Annotated in this window: 14 protein-coding genes and 1 pseudogene; 9 read left to right on the forward strand and 6 right to left on the reverse strand. The window is 73.1% G+C overall.

What is annotated here, in order from left to right:
- Nucleotides 1–143: 143 nt before the first annotated feature.
- The 3 genes and pseudogenes from ACFC02_RS11765 to ACFC02_RS11775 all read right to left on the reverse strand — a co-directional run bounded on the left by ACFC02_RS11765 (nt 144) and on the right by ACFC02_RS11775 (nt 4,375).
- The gene (locus tag ACFC02_RS11765; protein WP_376355481.1) at nt 144–2,285 is read right to left on the reverse strand and encodes a putative bifunctional diguanylate cyclase/phosphodiesterase; all 2,142 of its coding nucleotides are present in this window, start codon (nt 2,283–2,285) and stop codon (nt 144–146) included.
- Complete coding sequence (locus tag ACFC02_RS11770) at nt 2,282–3,094, reverse strand: SAM-dependent methyltransferase (protein ID WP_376355483.1); 813 nt, start codon at nt 3,092–3,094, stop codon at nt 2,282–2,284. The genes ACFC02_RS11765 and ACFC02_RS11770 overlap by 4 nt, the downstream gene beginning before the upstream one ends.
- Nucleotides 3,095–3,550: 456 nt before the next feature.
- A pseudogene (locus ACFC02_RS11775) lies at nt 3,551–4,375 on the reverse strand (hypothetical protein).
- A gap of 727 nt (nt 4,376–5,102) precedes the next feature.
- On the opposite strand from ACFC02_RS11775, the gene ACFC02_RS11780 reads away from it, so the two are divergent.
- The 3 genes from ACFC02_RS11780 (at nt 5,103) to ACFC02_RS11790 (ending at nt 6,607) form a co-directional block, all read left to right on the forward strand.
- Nucleotides 5,103–5,240, forward strand: a complete 138-nt coding sequence (locus ACFC02_RS11780; protein ID WP_376355485.1) for a hypothetical protein — start codon at nt 5,103–5,105, stop codon at nt 5,238–5,240.
- 45 nt (nt 5,241–5,285) lie between these two features.
- Entirely contained in the window at nt 5,286–6,020 is a 735-nt protein-coding gene (locus ACFC02_RS11785) for a DUF4239 domain-containing protein (RefSeq protein WP_376355534.1), read from the forward strand.
- A 221-nt stretch (nt 6,021–6,241) separates the two neighbouring features.
- The gene (locus tag ACFC02_RS11790) at nt 6,242–6,607 is read left to right on the forward strand and encodes a hypothetical protein (protein WP_376355487.1); all 366 of its coding nucleotides are present in this window, start codon (nt 6,242–6,244) and stop codon (nt 6,605–6,607) included.
- 174 nt (nt 6,608–6,781) lie between these two features.
- On the opposite strand, the gene ACFC02_RS11795 is transcribed toward ACFC02_RS11790, so the two are convergent.
- Nucleotides 6,782–7,468 (reverse strand): hypothetical protein, encoded by a 687-nt coding sequence (locus ACFC02_RS11795; RefSeq protein WP_376355489.1) that lies wholly within the window; start codon nt 7,466–7,468, stop codon nt 6,782–6,784.
- Between the two features lie 329 nt (nt 7,469–7,797).
- Between ACFC02_RS11795 and ACFC02_RS11800 the strand changes: the two genes are divergently transcribed.
- Nucleotides 7,798–8,487, forward strand: coding sequence for a class F sortase (locus tag ACFC02_RS11800; RefSeq protein WP_376355491.1), 690 nt, complete (start codon nt 7,798–7,800; stop codon nt 8,485–8,487).
- A 57-nt stretch (nt 8,488–8,544) separates the two neighbouring features.
- On the opposite strand, the gene ACFC02_RS11805 is transcribed toward ACFC02_RS11800, so the two are convergent.
- Complete coding sequence (locus tag ACFC02_RS11805; RefSeq protein ID WP_376355493.1) at nt 8,545–9,384, reverse strand: polysaccharide deacetylase family protein; 840 nt, start codon at nt 9,382–9,384, stop codon at nt 8,545–8,547.
- Between the two features lie 109 nt (nt 9,385–9,493).
- Nucleotides 9,494–12,787: a bifunctional lysylphosphatidylglycerol synthetase/lysine--tRNA ligase LysX gene (gene lysX, locus ACFC02_RS11810; protein WP_376355495.1), complete on the reverse strand. Its 3,294-nt coding sequence runs from the start codon at nt 12,785–12,787 to the stop codon at nt 9,494–9,496.
- A 331-nt stretch (nt 12,788–13,118) separates the two neighbouring features.
- Here lysX and ACFC02_RS11815 point away from each other — a divergent pair, with 331 nt between their 5' ends.
- The 5 genes from ACFC02_RS11815 (at nt 13,119) to ACFC02_RS11835 (ending at nt 16,881) form a co-directional block, all read left to right on the forward strand.
- On the forward strand, nt 13,119–13,598 hold the full coding sequence (locus ACFC02_RS11815) for a universal stress protein (RefSeq protein ID WP_360971576.1): 480 nt from the start codon (nt 13,119–13,121) through the stop codon (nt 13,596–13,598).
- Nucleotides 13,599–13,717: 119 nt separating this feature from the next.
- Entirely contained in the window at nt 13,718–15,145 is a 1,428-nt protein-coding gene (locus ACFC02_RS11820; protein WP_376355498.1) for an amino acid permease, read from the forward strand.
- Between the two features lie 185 nt (nt 15,146–15,330).
- Nucleotides 15,331–15,969: a sigma-70 family RNA polymerase sigma factor gene (locus tag ACFC02_RS11825; RefSeq protein ID WP_376355500.1), complete on the forward strand. Its 639-nt coding sequence runs from the start codon at nt 15,331–15,333 to the stop codon at nt 15,967–15,969.
- 146 nt (nt 15,970–16,115) lie between these two features.
- A complete protein-coding gene (locus ACFC02_RS11830; RefSeq protein WP_376355502.1) occupies nt 16,116–16,634 on the forward strand; it encodes a hypothetical protein in 519 nt (172 codons plus the stop codon).
- A gap of 124 nt (nt 16,635–16,758) precedes the next feature.
- The gene (locus ACFC02_RS11835; RefSeq protein WP_376355503.1) at nt 16,759–16,881 is read left to right on the forward strand and encodes a hypothetical protein; all 123 of its coding nucleotides are present in this window, start codon (nt 16,759–16,761) and stop codon (nt 16,879–16,881) included.
- Nucleotides 16,882–16,900 lie beyond the last annotated feature (19 nt).

Raw genomic sequence — 16,900 nt, forward strand, 5'->3', positions numbered from 1 at the left:
CGGACCGTACAGGTACAGCGCGCGAGGCCCGGGTCCCGCAGCCCCCTTTGGAGCGCCCGCGGACCTGCGCTCCGGCGGCGCGGCACGCGCGCGACCCGTACGGCGATGACGGCGAGGGCCGGTCCGGGCCCTCGCCCCGCTCGTCAACCCGTCGCGTCCGCGAGGGCCAGTTCGTGCAGCCGGTCCGGCGGGCCGGGGCGGGCGTAGTACCAGCCCTGGGCCGTGTCGCAGCCCAGTATCCGCAGCTGTTCCGCCTGAGCGCCGGTCTCCACGCCCTCCACCGTGACGGCGAGGTCCAGGCTGTGGGCCAGGGCGACGATCCCCTCGACGATCTTGAGGTCGACGGGGTCGGCCGGGAACTGCTGCATGCCCTGGGTGAAGGAGCGGTCCAGTTTCAGCACGCTCACCGGCAGCCGCCGCAGGTTGGCCAGGTTGGAGTAGCCGGTGCCGAAGTCGTCCAGGGCGATGTCGACGCCCATCTCGGCGAGCCTGCGCAGCGGTTTGAGCAGGTCGTCGTCCGCGCCGATCAGCGCAGACTCGGTCACCTCCAGGCACAGCGCGTCCGGGGCCACGCCCGTGCGCTCCAGGATGTCGACGGTGTCCTGGACGAGCCCGGGGTGGGTGAGCTGGCACGGCGAGAGGTTGACGTTGATGCGCAGCGGGCCGGCCGCTCCGTCGCCGTGCGACTCCCGCCACTCGCGGGCCTGGCGCACCGACTGCTCCATGACCCAGCGGCCCAGCGGGACGATCAGCCCGGTGTGCTCGGCGAGCGGGATGAACCGGTCGGGGCCGAGCACGCCGTGCTGCGGGTGCAGCCAGCGCACCAGTGCCTCCGCCCCGCGCACACTGCCGTCGCCGAGGTGCACCAGTGGCTGGTACTCGATGAAGAACTCGCCGCGGTCGAGCGCGGTGGGCAGCGCCGTGGTGAGCCCGTGCCGGGTGATCGCGCGGGCGTCGGCCTCCGGGTCGGCCAGCTCGAAGCGGTTGCCGCCCGCCGACTTGGCCCGGTACATGGTGATGTCGGCGCTGCGCAGCACCTCCGCCGCGCTGCGCTCCCCCACCGGGCCCTCGACGACCCCGATGCTGCCGCGCACGGTCAGCTCCCGCCCGTCGATGCGGACGGGGGCCAGCAGCGCGTTCATGATGCGGGCGGCCAGGTCGTCGACCTCGCTGCGGCTGTCGGGGCGCGTGGTCAGCGCGACGAACTCGTCTCCGCCGAGCCGGGCGACCATCTCGCCGGGCGCGGTCGCGCACCCCTGGAGCCGGTCGGCGACCTCCACCAGCAGCCGGTCGCCGGCCGCGTGGCCGAGGCTGTCGTTGATGGTCTTGAAGCCGTCCAGGTCGAGGTAGCACAGGCCGAAGCGGCGGCCCTCGCCCGCGGCCAGCGCCTTCTCCAGGCGCTCGAAGAACAGCGTGCGGTTGGGCAGGCCGGTGAGCGCGTCGTGCGTGGCCTCGTAGCGCAGCCGCAGGTTGAGCAGCCGCCGCTCGGTGGTGTCCTCCATGAGGGCCAGCTGGTACTGGGGGTTGCCGTCGGGGTCGCGGAGGAGGGAGACGGTCAGGTTGGTCCACAGGACCGTGCCGTCGGGGCGGTTGAAGGCCTTCTCGACGTGGTAGTGCTCGCGCTCGCCGCGCACCAGTTCCTCGTACAGCCGCCAGATCTGCGGCGCGTCGTCGGCGTGCGTCCACTCACGGACGTTGCGCACGCGCATGTTCTGCTCGGAGCCGCCGAACATGCGCAGCAGCGCGCCGTTGACCTGGAGGACGTTGCCGTCCAGGTCGGCGATCCCGATGCCTATGGCCGCGCCTTCGAACACGGCCCGGAAGCGGGCCTCGCTGGCGTGCAGCGCCTGCGCGACCACGCCCTGGGCGCGCAGCGCGGCCTGTGCGATGGCCTCCTGCTCGCTGAGCGTGCGCTCGCGCAGCGCCCGCGCGAACCCGGCGGCCATCGCGTGCTGGAGCCGCGCGGAGCGGGCCCGCAGGTCCTCCGGGTCGCCGTCCTCGCCGCAGTAGAGCACGAGGTAGGCGTCCACGCAGTCCAGGGAGCGGCTCAGTGCCTCGGGCGCCGTGCAGTGCGCCCCGATCAGCGCGGCGCCGACCGCCTCGCCCTCCGCCGCGTCGAAGGCCCTGGCGCGCAGTGCACCGCTCAGCCGGCGGGCCAGCGGCAGCAGTTGCTCCTCGAACTCCGGGCGGGTCAGCGACGTGGAGGTCTCCGGGAAGACCGCCCGGCTCCAGATCGTCGTCAGCCGGCGCAGTCTGTCCTCCGGCCCGTCCGGCTGCGTGATCACGCCGTACGCCCCACGCCGGCGAAACCGGAGAAGGCATAAGGATCCTCGTCCTCCGGCGCCGTCTGAGGCCGCCAGCGCGCCATCGGCACCAGTCCGGGTTCCACCATGTCGTACCCCTCGAAGAACCGCGCGATCTCGTCGCGCGAGCGCATGATCAGCGGATTGCGGATGCCCTTGTATACGTCGACCGCACCCTCGCTCCGCTTTGGCGGCAACGGGATTCCCTCGTACGAGGCATGCGTGAGGATCAGCAGGCTGCCGGGCGCGAGTGCGTCGCGCAGCTCGGCGACCGCGGTGTACGGGTCGTCCGTGTCTTCCACGAAGTGAAGTATGGCAACGAGAAGCAGCGCCACTGGCCGATTCAGGTCGATCAGCCGCTGCAACTGGGGGCTCGCGAGGATCTCATGGGGCTTGCGCAGGTCCGCCGCGACCACGTCCGCGTCGTCGTTGTCCGCGAGGACGGACTGGCTGTGCGTGACGGCCACCGGGTCGTGGTCGACGTAGACCACGCGGGCGCCGGGGCGGGCACTCTGGGCGACCTCGTGGACGTTGCCGAAGGTCGGGATGCCGGAACCGACGTCCAGGAACTGGGTGATGCCCTCCTCCAGCGCGAAACGCACGGCACGGCGCATGAACGCCCGGTTCGCCTGCATGATCTTGGGCAGCCCCGGCATGAACTCCATCGCCCTGCGGGCCGCTTCGCGGTCGATCTCGAAGTTGTGCGAACCGCCCAGGTAGTAGTCGTAGATCCGAGCGACGCTCGGCACCGAGATGTCGATACTCCGTGGGGCCCAGGCGGGACGCTCCATCTTCTCTCCACAACGTAGGCGATCCGGTGTTCGAGCTGAGGCTACTGATCGCCCGCCAAAGGGGCGAGCAGAAACGGAAATTGACCATCCGTTCCCGGTCACCACCTGCGGCGCACGCGCCCGGCGGGCGCCCGCATCACGGTGGATTGCGCCGATGTGCGGGCATGGTGGAGAGTTCCCGCGCGCGTGCTCCGGCACCCGCCGGACCGGCCCCTCCGTGAAGCGCGGAGGGGGCGGCCGGGGCCGGCCGGAGCCGTCGCTTCCTGACCGGTACGGCCGCATCCTGACCGGTACGGTGACTTCCTGGGCGGTACGGCAGCTTTCCAGCCGGTACGGTCACTTCTTGGGCGGTCAGGCCGCTTTCCGGCCGATACGGTAACTTCCTGTGCGGTCAGGCAGCTTTCCGACCGGTACGGTCACTTCCCGGGCGGTCAGGCAGCTTTCCGGCCGGTACGGTCACTTCTTGGGCGCGCCGACGGCCTTTCCGTCGGGGGACACGGCGCACCACGTGCCGCCGACGCGCCCTGCCCGTGGGTGTCACCGGGCGCCTTGTCGCCGGAATAGGTGGAGACCGGCCGGCAGTCGACGGTCATCCGCTCGACGCCGTCCGGCCGGGTGGAGCCCATCAGGCCCTTCCCCGCCACGCCCTCGGTGTCCTCCGCCCGCACCGGCGCCACGGCCGGCCACTTCTCGAGGACGCTCCGGCGCAGGCCGAGACGGACTTCGGCCGTGCCTCGTCCTTCAGGAAGCGGTAGACGCTCATGCCGTGCCGGTCGACGACGTTGTCGCCCAGCCCGGTCCTGCGCACGCAGAGGCCCGGCAGGCTCGCCAGGGAGGCCCTCTTCCCGTCGGGCGCGACGCGGGCGGGGCGGCGGTGTCATGGTCGAAGCGGTACAGGACCCTGCCGGCACTGACGGTCAGGCCCTTGCCCAGTCCGGGGCCGGTGGTGACGCCCAGTCGCCCGGCGGTGCCCGTGCGTCCCGCAGCGCCTGCGGTGCCCGGGCGGTCCCCGCTGCCTGTGGAGTCCGCGTCGCCCGCGGGGCCCTGCCGGCCGTCGGCACCGTAGCCGTGGGCGTCGGCTTCGCCGATGCCCGGACCGCTGCCGGCTGCGGATCCGCTGCCGTTGCCGGAGCCGGAGCCGTCGACGCCGGCGGCCGGGGCCGTCGCGCCGACGTTCTGGCATCCCGCCGCGGGTGTGCCGTCCTGGCCGTACGCCGTCGTCAGCGCGGGCACGGCCGCGGCCGTCGCCAGGAGTGATGCGTTGCGCCAGGAGGTGCTCATCGACGACTCCCCGTCGTCCAGGATGACTTGCGGCACCCTGCTGCGCCGCCGCACGGCCCTGGGTACGCACGGGAACACCACCCACGTTCGATCGGGCCCGACTTCCTCCTCCGTCCGGCGTCACCGCACCGTACGCGTGTACCCATCGGGGACAGTCGGGGAGTCGCCCGGCCAAACCCCACCCGGCCCCGTTTCCCCCCTTCGGACCAATCCGCCCGGCGCGTCGGAGTGCAGGGGCCCGGAACAGCTCATGATCTCCGTCGTGCATCGACCGAGACCGACCCGATTGGCCCTGGTGCTGAGGGTGTTGGCACCGGCGACCGTGGCGTGGACGTGCGTGGGCGCACCGGCCGCGCCGGCCGCCGCCGACGCCTGCGCCTACGCGTCCACGGGCCCGGGCGGAAACGTGGCGGTGGCAGTGGCCGGAGGCGGCTCCTGGCCGCCGTTCCCCCCGTGCCCGAAACCCACGCCCACGCCCACCCCCACGCCGCCGCCCCGCCCGAGTCCCACACCCACGCCGACTCCGCCGGCCCCACCGACCCCGCCGAAGCCCCCGCCCCGGCCGACACCACCGCCCAAGCCGCGGCCCACGCCGCCGCCCGCCCGCCCGGCCCCCGCGCCCCCGGCGCCCCGGCCCACACCGCCCGCACCACCGCCCCCGGTCCGCCGGCCACCTCCCGAGCCGACCCCGACCCCGACGCCCACCCCACCGAGCCCCCGCCCGTCCGTGAAGCCGGTCTCCTTCCCGCGGTACCAAGCCCGGCCGCACCGGCACGCACCACGGCGCGCTCCGTCACCGATCACCTACGTCCTGCTCATCGCGGTGCCCGCCCTGGTCGCCGTCGCCGCGCTCCGCCCGCGCTGACCCTGGAGGCACCTGTTGTCGGAATGGCTTGTTCTCGTCCTCGCGATGCTGGCCGCCTGCGCCGTGGTCGTCGTCATCACCCTCGTACGGCACCGCACGGCGACCGAGGACGACGACCCCAGTGAGACGCCGGACGTCATCGAGTACATGACGATGTGGATCGGCGTGGTGTACGCCATCGTGCTGGGTCTGGCCATCGCGGGCGTCTGGGAGGCCCGGGTCGCCGCGCAGGACCACGTCCAGGCGGAGGCGCAGGCCCTGCACGAGATCTCCGAACGGGTCCGGGTCTATCCGCCCGCGGAGCGCGACCTGGTCCGGTCCGATGTCAACGCCTATGTCGGACACGTCGTCACCACCGAGTGGAAGAGCATGGTGGACCACGGCCAGATCACCAAGCGTGGCGACGAGCTGCTGCAGAAGATCCGCGCCGACGTCACCGACTACCGGCCGAAGTCGGACTTCGAGGCGCAGGCCTACCAGCCGCTCGTCGACCAGGTCACCGCCGCCGACCAGGCCCGCGCGGCCCGCGCGGACTCCACCGGGGCGACGATGCCGGGCGTGGTGTGGTTCGGGCTGATCGCCGGGGCCGTGATCACCGTGGGGATGGTGTTCGTGCTGCAGATCCGGCGCACGACCCGGGAACTGGTCCTGGCCGGACTCTTCTCCGCGCTGATCGCCTTCCTCCTCTTCCTGATCTGGGACTTCGACGCGCCCTACAGCCGGGGGCTGGCGTCGTCGACGGCGCCCTTCCTGGACATGTTCCCGGGCGTCACCGGCTGACGGGCCCTCACCCGCCGCCCCCCGGCCGGGGGCGCGCCTCCACCGGCCGCGTCCCCCGGCCGCAGGAACGCCGTCCCCTGTGCGGCCCACACGGTTGCCCCGTTCGCCCGGGTGCGATCGCGCCCGGCCGGACATGTTCTTAGCGTTTCGATCATCGAGGTGCATTTCAGGCGCACGCGGAAGAGGTCCGCAGCTGCTCCTCGGGGACCGGAGGATTCACCATGCGCGTAATACGCGTCGTTTCGGCGGCACTGCTGGGCCTGGGCGCCCTCACCCTCTCCGTACCCGCGGCCGTCGCCAGCGGCGGTGACGGCTCCTACGGCGGCGGGAGCGGTGAGAGCCGTTCCTACGGCGGCGGAGGCGGTGGCGGCCGCTCCGACGACGGCGGTGACGAGGAGGGGGGCCGCGGCGGCCGGGGCGGAGGCAAGCCGGAGCACTTCCAGCACGGCGTCCGCGCCGGCGAGGGCGGCACCATCGCCGGTTTCGACCTGAAGGAGGTCGGCATGGGCACGGCACTCATCGCCGGCTCGGTCGGCGCGGCGTACTACCTCTCGCGCCGCCGCACCGGTGAGGAAGGCGTCGCCTGACACCCCTGCCGGACCGTCGTTCCATGCCTTCGCGCCGGGCCCGTGCGCGGGCCCGGGGCGAGGGCATGACCGCGGGGGCGGCACAGGGTTCATGCCCCGGCCACCGCCCAGGTCCACCCGAGGCGGAACCGTGGCGGTGACCGATGCGGTGGCCGCGGGGCGGGAGCGGTGGCGTCAACCCCGCTTCCCGGCACGGCGACGCGTCCAGAAGATGCCGCCCCCGACGACGCCGGCGACCAGCAGCCCGGTGCCGATGACGGTGTCCGCCTTGGTGGCGCCGGTCGCCGCGGCGGCGCCGAGACCGGCGCGGACGCCACCGACCACGGTGAACGCCGCCGGGCGGGTCAGAGTGCGGCCGGCGCAGTCGACGGTGATGTCGTACGTGCCGGGGCGCGCGTCCTGACGGACCGTCACCACTGCCCGGACCGTCCCGCCGGACCCGTCGGACGGGTGCAGCGGTGCGGTCGCGAAGGCGCGTGACGTGGCGGCCCCGCCGGTGCGGCAGCCCTCCACCGTGATCGTCAACTGCCCGCCGCGGGCGATGGTACTGGGCAGGACCGAGATGTTGCGGAGGCCGGCCGGACCGTCACCGGGTTCCTCGCCCGGGCCGCTGCCGGGACCGCTGCACTGTGCGCCGCCCGACCAGTCCCCGGGGCCGCTGTCCTCTCCCCCGGCCCCACCCCCGTCCCCTCCGGCCCCACTGCCCTGGCCATTGCCGAACCCTCCGATCCGACCGTTGTCCGGCCCGAGGTCCCGGCCGACCGGGGCGTCGCCGCCGTTCGCGACAGCCACGGGGGCGGCCAGTAGCACGACGGCCACGGCGGCCACCAGGACCGCCAGGGGGGTACGAATGACGGACATGTGTTCCTCCGCGGAAGGCGCCCCGGGGCCCGTACCCGGTCGATCGGCGAGAAAGCACCTCCCGGAAAGACCCTCGGACGCCCGGTACCCGGACGCATTTCGGCACTGGTCCGACCTGGTGAGCCAATGGGCCGGTGAATTCACCCCGTTGGTTGTCGGCGCAGGTCACGGGTCGTCAGAAAGCCCCCGTACGGCTCGCCTCGGATGGCGCACGGAAATGCGTTCCGCCACCCGTTCGCTTTCGCCCCGTCGCCGGTTCCGCGCGGCGGACTTAGCGTGCTGCCATGCGCGGATGACGCGGTGACGGCCGCATCGAGAGGGGATGGCGAATGTCTGCGAGCGGGCTGTCCGGGATCACGGAAGAGGAGGAGCCGCAGCCGCGGCGCAGGCGTGCCCCCTGGGGCGTGATAGCGCTGGTCCTGCTCGCCGGGCTCGCCCTCATCCGCAACGGCTCGGGAGAGTTCGACCAAGGGCCGCCGCAGCCCGCGAAGGCGGCGGCGCCGGATCCCGGCCGTCCGACCTCCGCCCCGCTGTCCACGGCCACGACCGCCGAGCCGTCCCTGGGGCACTCGGAGCCCGACCGCGTCACGATCCCGCTCATCCGGGTCGATGCGCCCGTCACCCCGGTCGGTGTGGACTCCGACGGCTGGGTCGCCGCACCGCCGCCGGACGATCCGAACCTGGCCGGCTGGTTCACCGGCGCCGTCACCCCCGGTGAGAAGGGAACCGCCGTCGTGGTGGGTCACGTTGACAACCACATGGGCCCGGCGGTCTTCTACGGACTGGGCGCCCTCAAGAAGGGGAACCACGTCGAGATCCACCGCGAGGACGGAACGACCGCCGTTTTCGAGGTGTACGGCGTCGAGGTTTTCGAGAAGAGCGACTTCCCCGGCGACCGCGTGTACGGCTCGAAGGGAACGCCGGAACTGCGGCTCATCACCTGCGGCGGCGACTACACCAAGCAGACGGGCTACCAGGGCAACGTCGTCGTCTTCGCCCGCCTGACCGAGGTCCGCTGAACGGCGGGGGTCCGCCGCGGCACGGCGGCACCCCCGGCCGGGCGGGCCCGCGCCGTCTCAGGTGTACTTCCGGCGCGGCACGGTGAAGTGGTAGCCCTCGTCGAGGAGTCTGGGCAGGTAGGTGCGCAGCGCGCGCACGGTCTGCGAGCGGTCGCCCCCCGCGTCGTGGGAGAGCACCACGACCCCGGGGGCGGCTCCGCGTTCGACGCGGCGCACGATGGTGCTGGTGCCGGGCGTCGTCCAGTCGAGGCTGTCGACGGTCCAGGCCAGCGGTTCCATGCCCATCTCGGCGTTGAGCTCGAAGACGTTGCGGTTCCACGCGCCGTAGGGGGCGCGGAACCACAGGGGCCGTTCGCCGTAGGCCTTCTCGATGACGTCGCTGGTGCTCTCGATCTCGTCGCGGATCTCGCTGCGGCTGAGCTGGGTCAGCAGCGGGTGGGTCCAGGTGTGGTTGCCGACGACGTGGCCCTCGTCGGCCATCCGGGCCAGCAGGTCCCGGTTCCAGTCGGCCATCTCTCCGCACACCATGAACGTCGCCCGGATGTCGTACTTGGCCAGGGTGTCCAGGACGTGCGGGGTGTAGTCGGGGTTGGGTCCGTCGTCGAAGGTGAGCAGCATGGTGTGGCCGCGGCCGGAGAAGCGCAGGATGGGGGCGGTGCGCACCTTGGTGGGCAGCGGCCGGGCGCGCTGCGGGACGTCGCCGGTCAGCGGGCGGAGCCGGTAGGCGGAGGGCTTGAGGGCGCTGCGCGCCTGGGGGCCCGCGGCGGGGGGTGCCGCCGCGGTGCCGGAGGAGTCGGCAAGCAGCAGGCCGGCCGTGCCGGCCGCGCCTGCCGCGCCGAGGGCGGCGGCCCCGGCGAGCAACACCCGGCGCCGCGTGAACAACTGATCCTTCTGCATGACTCATCAGTGACCGGACGGTCATCGCGGCACCGGTACGGCGGCATGAAAACACCCGCCCGGCCCAGTTGGCGGCGGCCGGTGGCCGGGCGGTGCCGTACGGTCCCGGTCAGCGGCGCCGTACCAGCGGGAACGGGAGCGTCTCCCGGATGGTCAGGCCGGTGAGGAACATGACGATCCGGTCGACGCCGATGCCGATGCCGCCGGTGGGCGGCATGGCGTACTCGAGGGCGTCGAGGAAGTCCTCGTCCAGTTCCATCGCCTCCGGGTCGCCGCCGGCGGCGAGCAGCGACTGCGCGGTGAGGCGGCGGCGCTGCTCGACGGGGTCGGTCAGTTCGGAGTAGCCGGTGCCGAGTTCGGTGCCGAAGGCGACGAGGTCCCAGCGTTCGGCGAGCCGGGGGTCGGTGCGGTGCTGCCGGGTGAGCGGGGAGACGTCGGTGGGGAAGTCCTTGTAGAAGGTGGGCAGTCGGGTGCGTTCCTCAACCAGCCGCTCGTACATCTCCAGCACGATCTCGCCGGGCCCGTCGTCCGGCCGGTACGGTACGCCGGCGCGCTCGCAGTGGCGGTGCAGCGTCGCCAGGGCGGTGCCGGGGCCGACCTCCTCGCCGAGCGCCTCGGAGATCGCGCCGTGCACGGTCCTGACCGGCCAGGGCCCGGAGATGTCGTACTCCTCGCCGTCGCTGCGGGCGACGGGGCGGCCGAAGGCGGCCTGTGCGGCGCCCTGGACCAGTTCGCGGGTGAGGTCGAGCATCACGTCGTAGTCGGCGTAGGCCTGGTAGGCCTCCAGCATCGTGAACTCGGGGTTGTGCTTGTGGGAGACGCCCTCGTTGCGGAAGGTGCGGCCCATCTCGAAGACCTTCTCCAGGCCGCCGACGCACAGCCGCTTCAGGTACAGCTCGGGGGCGATGCGCAGGTACAGGTCGAGGTCGTAGGCGTTGATGTGGGTGGTGAAGGGGCGGGCGTTGGCGCCGCCGTGGATCCGTTGCAGCATCGGGGTCTCGACCTCCAGGAAGCCGCGGTCCAGCAGGCCCTGGCGCAGGGCCTGGACAGCGGTGGAGCGGACCCGGACGACGGCGCGTGCCTCGGAGCCGGCCAGGAGGTCGAGGTAGCGCATGCGCACCCTGGCCTCCGGGTCGGCGAGGCCGCGGTGCTTGTCGGGCAGGGGGCGCAGGCACTTGCCGAGCAGTTGCCAGGAGGTGACGAAGACGGTCGGTTCGCCCCGGTCGCTGGTGCCCGTGCGGCCGGCGGCGGTGATGTGGTCGCCGATGTCCGTGTCGGCGCGGAAGCGGTCCAGGGCGTCCGGGCCGGTGCCGTCGCGGGTGAGGGCGAGCTGGTGGTCGCCCGACCAGTCGCGCAGGACGGCGAAGACGATCCCGCCGAAGTCGCGTACGAGCATGATCCGCCCGGCGACCGTGACCTGTTCGCCCGCGCGGGTGCGGGCGCGGACCTCGGCGAGGGTGCGGGTGCGGGCGGGGGCGCCGACCGGGTAGGGGTCGGTGCCGTCGGCCCGCAGCCGTGCCAGCCGGGCGTGCCGGACGCGGACCTGGTCGGACAGGGCGGCGAGCGGGTCGTCGGGGGCGGCCGGGCCAGGCCCGTCGAGGCCGAGGGCGGTGAGCGGGGGCAGGTGGTCGGTGGTGGCGGGACGGGGGCCGGACCGGGCGTGTCCCTTGCCCCAGAGCTTGCGCAGGGAGGGTACGGGCACGAAGCCCTCGGCGATGCCGGAGGCGACGCCGATGCGGGCGAGGGAGGCGGTCTCGCCGTAGCAGATGTAGCGCGGGTACCACTCGGGGTGGTATTTGGCGTTGGACCGGTACAGGGCCTCCAGCTGCCACCAGCGGGAGAAGAAGAGCAGCAGCCGGCGCCACAGGCGCAGCACCGGTCCGGCACCGATGCGGGCGCCCTCCTCGAAGACGGAGCGGAAGACGGCGAAGTTCAGGGAGATCCGGCGCACGCCGAGCGCGGGGGCGGCGGCGCACAGCTCGGCGACCATGAACTCCATGATGCCGTTGGGTGCGGTGCGGTCGCGGCGCATCAGGTCGAGGGAGACGCCGTGGCGGCCCCAGGGCACGAAGGAGAGCAGCGCGAGCAGCCGGCCGTCGGCGCTCAGGGCCTCGACGAGCAGGCAGTCGCCGTCGGCCGGGTCGCCGAGGCGGTCCAGGGCCATGGAGAAGCCGCGTTCGGTCTCCGTGTCCCGCCAGGCGTCGGCCTTGTCGACGACCTCCTCCATCTCCTCGTCGGTGAGGGCGGCATGGCGGCGGACGCGGCAGGTGGCCCCGGTGCGGCGGACGCGGTGCACGGCCTGCCGGGTCACGCGCATGTCCCGGCCGCCGAGGTCGAAGTCCGCGATGTGCACGATCGCCTCGTCGCCGAGCTGGAGGGCGCCGAGGCCGGCGCGGACGTAGGCACGGGCGCCGTCCTCGGAGGCGCCCATCACGGCGGGCGTCCAGGCGTACCGGCGGGCCGCTTCCAGCCAGGCGGCGATGGCGTGCGGCCAGGCCTCGCGGTCGCCGACGGGGTCGCCGCTGGCCAGGCAGACGCCGGCCTCGACACGGTAGGTGACCGCCGCCTTGCCGCTGGGCGAGAAGACGACGGCCTTGTCGCGGCGGGTGGCGAAGTAGCCGAGCGAGTCGTCCTCGCCGTAGGCCCGCAGCAGAGCGCGGATGCGGGTCTCCTCGTCGCCGTGCAGGGCCGCTTCCAGGCGCTGCGAGCGGAAGAGGGTGGCGGCCGCGTTGAGCAGGGCGAGCGCGCCGAGCAGGCCGAGCACGAAGGTGACCGGGCGGGGCGGGCGGCCGTCGAAGTCACGGGCGGAGACCAGGCCGCCCATGACCCGGTTGGCGGACCACGCCAGGTGCAGGCCGATCGGCAGGGTGCCGGGGAAGAGCGCGACCAGGCCCCAGCCGGCCAGGACGGCGGCGAGGAGTCCGACGGCCAGCACGGCCAGCGCCCGCCACACGGCACCGCGCCGGGAGGCGGCGTAGAACTCGCGGCGGGCGGCGACCAGCAGGAGCAGCGCGAGGCCGCACAGGACGAGGGAGGGCAGCGACTCGGCGTACCCGCCCAGTGCGAGGCCCAGGGCGTCGCTGAGGATGACCAGGCCGAGGTAGACGACCACCAGCCACCAGGCGACCTTCTTGCGGGCGGCGGTCGCGCCGGCCAGCAGGAACAGGAACGCGGCATAGGCGAGGTTGGCGCTGACGGGGACGAGCAGCAGATCGAGGAAGCGGACGACGGGCCGCAGCAGGCCGCGCAGCGGCGCGATGAGGTCGAGCAGGGCGCACAGCAGGGCGAGGGCCCCGAAGAAGACACCGAACACCTCGGGCACCCGGCCCAGCAGGCCGCTGCCCGTCGGCCGGGCGGGTTCTGTCCCGCCCCGGGGCGGGGCGGCGCCGACGGTGACGGTCATGGCCTTGGGGGGCTGGTACTCATGGTTCCGACTGTAGGAAGACGGCGGCGGGGGCGCCCGTCGGAGGGGGCGGGAAGGAGGCCCGGACGGGGGCGGGGACGGCCGTTCGGGCCGCCCGGGCAGGGGTGACCCGGGGGACGTGGGCGGCGCGTCGGGACACGCGGGTGGCGGCCCGACCGGGAACGCCGGGACACGGGAGCGGGTCCCGGCGCGCCCGCCGGCCACGGCCGCCGGCCCGGAGTCGGCGGGGTACGCGTGGACGGCGGCGGAGCCGGGTTTTCGGGGCTCCCCGGGAGGGGGCGGAGGGGGGTCTTCCGATAAGCTACTCAGCGTGACGGAACAGCACGAGGAGCACGAGCGGCAGGCGGACCGGTTCGAGCGGGGCACCGACGGGCCGAAGGTGATCGTGACCGGGGTGGACGGCTCCGACTCCTCCATGCGGGCCGCCGCCTACGCCGCCGGCCTGGCCCGGCGTCAGGGCGCCCGGCTGGCCGTCGTGTACGTGCAGCCGGTGATGTCGGCGGGGGCTGCGATGGGTGCTCCGGTGGCCGAGACGACCGACGAGATCGCCGAGGACCTGGTCCAGCAGATCCGTGCGTCCGCCGAGCGGTTGAAGGGGATATTCGAGGTCCGCTGGGAGTTCCACACCTTCCGCGGCGATCCGTACAACGGCCTGGTGACGGCCGCCGACGAGCTGAAGGCGGACGCGGTGGTCGTCGGCGCCTCCGAGCAGGCCGGCCACCGGATCATCGGCTCGGTGGCGGTACGCCTGGTGAAGGCGGGAAGGTGGCCGGTGACGGTGGTCCCGTAGCGGTCCGTCCCGGCCCTCCCCGCGACCTGCGGGGCTTGCGTGGCGTCTTCCGTACCCGGCGGCCCTGGGCCATCATGATCCGCCGTCAGCCGATTGCCGTCTGCGAAGAGGTGAGGCGCATGGCCGGGCTCCGTATGGGCGAGGGCATTCTCCGCCGTAAACCCATCGAACACATCGAGGAGTCGGAAGCCGGCGAGGGACCGAAACTCGAACGGTCGCTCGGGTTGTGGCAGCTCACCGCGATCGGCGTGGGCGGCATCATCGGCGCGGGCATCTTCACGCTGGCCGGCACGGTGGCCAACGGCACGGCCGGTCCGGCCGTCCTCGTCTCCTTCCTGATCGCGGGCGTGGCCAGCGCGTGCGCCGCGCTGTCGTACGCGGAGTTCGCGGGCCTGATCCCGAAGGCGGGCTCGGCCTACACCTACGGGTACGCGGTCCTCGGCGAGTTCGCGGGCTGGTTCATCGGCTGGGACCTGCTCCTGGAGTACACGGCGATCGTGGCGGTGGTCGCCATCGGCATCTCCGGCTACTTCAGTTTCCTCGTCGAGGACATGGGCGCCCACCTCCCCACGTGGATGCTGGGCGCGCCCGGAACCGGGTCCGGGCACAGGGTCGATCTGTTCGCGGCGATCCTGTGCCTGCTCATCGCCTGGCTGCTGAACCTCGGCATCCGCAACGCGGCCCGTTTCGAGATGGTCGTCGTGGTGCTGAAGGTCGTCGTGGTGCTGGTGGTGATCGTGGTGGGTGTGTTCCACATCCACAGCGCGAACTACCACCCGTTCTTCCCGTACGGGGTCAGCGGGGCGTTCACCGGCGCGGCGACCGTGTTCTTCGCGGTCTTCGGCTACGACGCCATGTCGACGGCGGCCGAGGAGTCCAAGGACGCCCAGCGGCACATGCCCAAGGCGATCATCTACTCGCTGGTGATCGCGATGGTGCTGTACGTGGCGGCCTGCCTGGTGCTGACCGGTATGCAGAAGTACAAGGACATCGACAAGGAGAGCGGGTTCGCGACCGCGTTCAAGTCGGTGGGTCTGAGCAGGCTGGCGGACGTGATCGCGGTGGGCGCGATCATCGGCATCCTCACCTTGATGTTCACGTTCATGCTGGGTGTGACCCGGGTGTGGTTCTCGATGTCCCGGGACGGGCTGCTGCCGCGCTGGTTCGCGAAGACGCACCCCACCCGGCACGTGCCGACCCGGGTGACGTGGATCGTCGGGGTCGCCTCCGCCGTCATCGCCGGTTTCCTGCCGATCGCGGAGGCGGCCGAACTGACCAACATCGGCATCCTGCTGGCGTTCGTGGTGGTGTGCGCGGCGGTGGTCGTGCTGCGCTACAGGCAGCCGGACCTGCCGCGCGCCTTCCGCACCCCGTGGATGCCGTTCGTGCCGGCCCTGGGGATCGTCTTCTCGATCTGGCTGATCACGTTCCTGCAGTGGCAGACCTGGGTGCGGTTCGTGGTGTGGTTCCTGATCGGGTGCGTGATCTACTTCGGCTACTCGTACAAGCGGTCGGCGCTGGCTCCGCGCCGCGACGAGCGGGGCTGAGCCGGGCGGACCTCCGCGACCCCGCCCGGACGGTACGTCACCCTTGGTCCGAACGGTGCCCTCCGGGCAGGCCTACGGCGGCCGGCCGACCGTTCGTCGCACCGTTCGCCGACGCGATCGACCGTCCGCCGCACAGCGGTGCGCGCGCCCTGTCCCCGCACGGCCCTCTGCGATGCGATACGGCCATGACGGCCGGAACCACCCTCCCGCCCCAGCCGGCGCCCGCCCGCACGAGGGCCGCCCCCGCGGCGCCCGCCGGTACGACACCCGCCGTCGTCGCGGCCGCCGCGACGACGGCCGCCGGTGGCACGACCGCCGAGCACGAACTCGCCGCGCTCCAGCGCGAGCACGCCAGGCCCCTGTTCGCACTGCTGCTGCGCCTGTGCGAGGGCGACCGGCAGCGCGCCGAGGACCTGCTCCAGGAGACGCTCGTTCGTGCCTGGCAGCACCCGGAGGCACTGCGCGCCGACGCCTTCGACTCCGTACGGCCCTGGCTGCTGACCGTCGCCCGGCGCCTCGCCATCGACGCGCGCCGGGCCCGGCAGGCCAGGCCGCCGGAGGTGGGCGACGCGGTCCTGGAGAGCACGCGGGTGATCGCCGACCACGCCGAACGCTCCGCCGCCGCGCTCGATGTGCGCCGGGCTGTGAAGACACTCACTCCGCGGCACCGTGAAGTACTGGTGCTGGTGTACTTCCGCGGGGCCAGTGTGGCGGAGACCGCGGAGATCCTGGGCATTCCGCCCGGTACCGTGAAGTCCCGCGCGTACTACGCGCTGCGCGCCCTGCGCAGGGTGCTCCCGGGCTACGCGGTCGACCTGCGGTGAAACGGACTCCCGGGTCAAGCCTCCGTAAAGCGCCTTGCTGTGGACCACGGTTGAGTAATCGGCTGTTCTCATCCGTGTTCCGCACAGGCTCCGTCCCAGGGGCCGGGGCCGAGCGACGCGCACGCACCGGAGGAAGGCAGGAAGGGATGCTGCACAGAGGTCAAGAGAGCACGGACGGCGACGGCGACGGCGGTGAACTGGTCGTTCCGATGGCCTGGTTGTACGCCGAGTACATCGCCGAGGAACTGCTGCGCACCGGCGACCTGATGCCGCCTGCGTCGGTGGAGTTCCGCGCCGGACGGGACGCGCTCGCGCTGACCGTCTTCCTGTCCGACACCGGGGGCGAGCTGTCGGGCATCCGGGTCGTCTCGCAGCTGGAGACGTGGCTGTCGCTGACCGCGTACGACCAGCCGTGGCAGGACTGGGTGCGCGAGCGCCTGGCCTGTCTCACGGCCGACGCGTACGCCTGCGGCGCGCCCTCGCCCGACCTGGCGCTGGCCGAGGCCGCCTGGCGCTGGCTGGAGGAGACCGAGCTGCTCGCGCCCGACCTGGACGCGGTGCCGGACGGCACCGGAGCGGTCGGCGAGGACGAGGGACCGAAGGTGTGGACGCCCGCCTGGCAGCTGGGCCTGCCCCTGGGGCACCTCGCCATCCACCTCTTCTGATCCGCGGCCCGCGCCCTCGTCCGGCCCACGGCCGCCTGGCCTCTTCGCCCAGCCGGCGCACCTCACCGAGTTCGGCCCGACCGCCCGGCAGTTGCTCCTCTACCGGCGGGCCACGCCACGCTCCGTGCCGCGCGAGGGCCGGACGGTCACCGTGGCCGGCGCCGCGGCGCTGCGTCCCGGCCGGACCGCCCGCTTCCAGGTGCGTACGGCGGCCGGGCAGCGGCTCGTGACGCTCGCCGCGCACTGACCCGCCCGCACCGCCGGGG

The organism is Streptomyces sp. NPDC056160, from assembly GCF_042268205.1.
Lineage (GTDB): Bacteria > Actinomycetota > Actinomycetes > Streptomycetales > Streptomycetaceae > Streptomyces.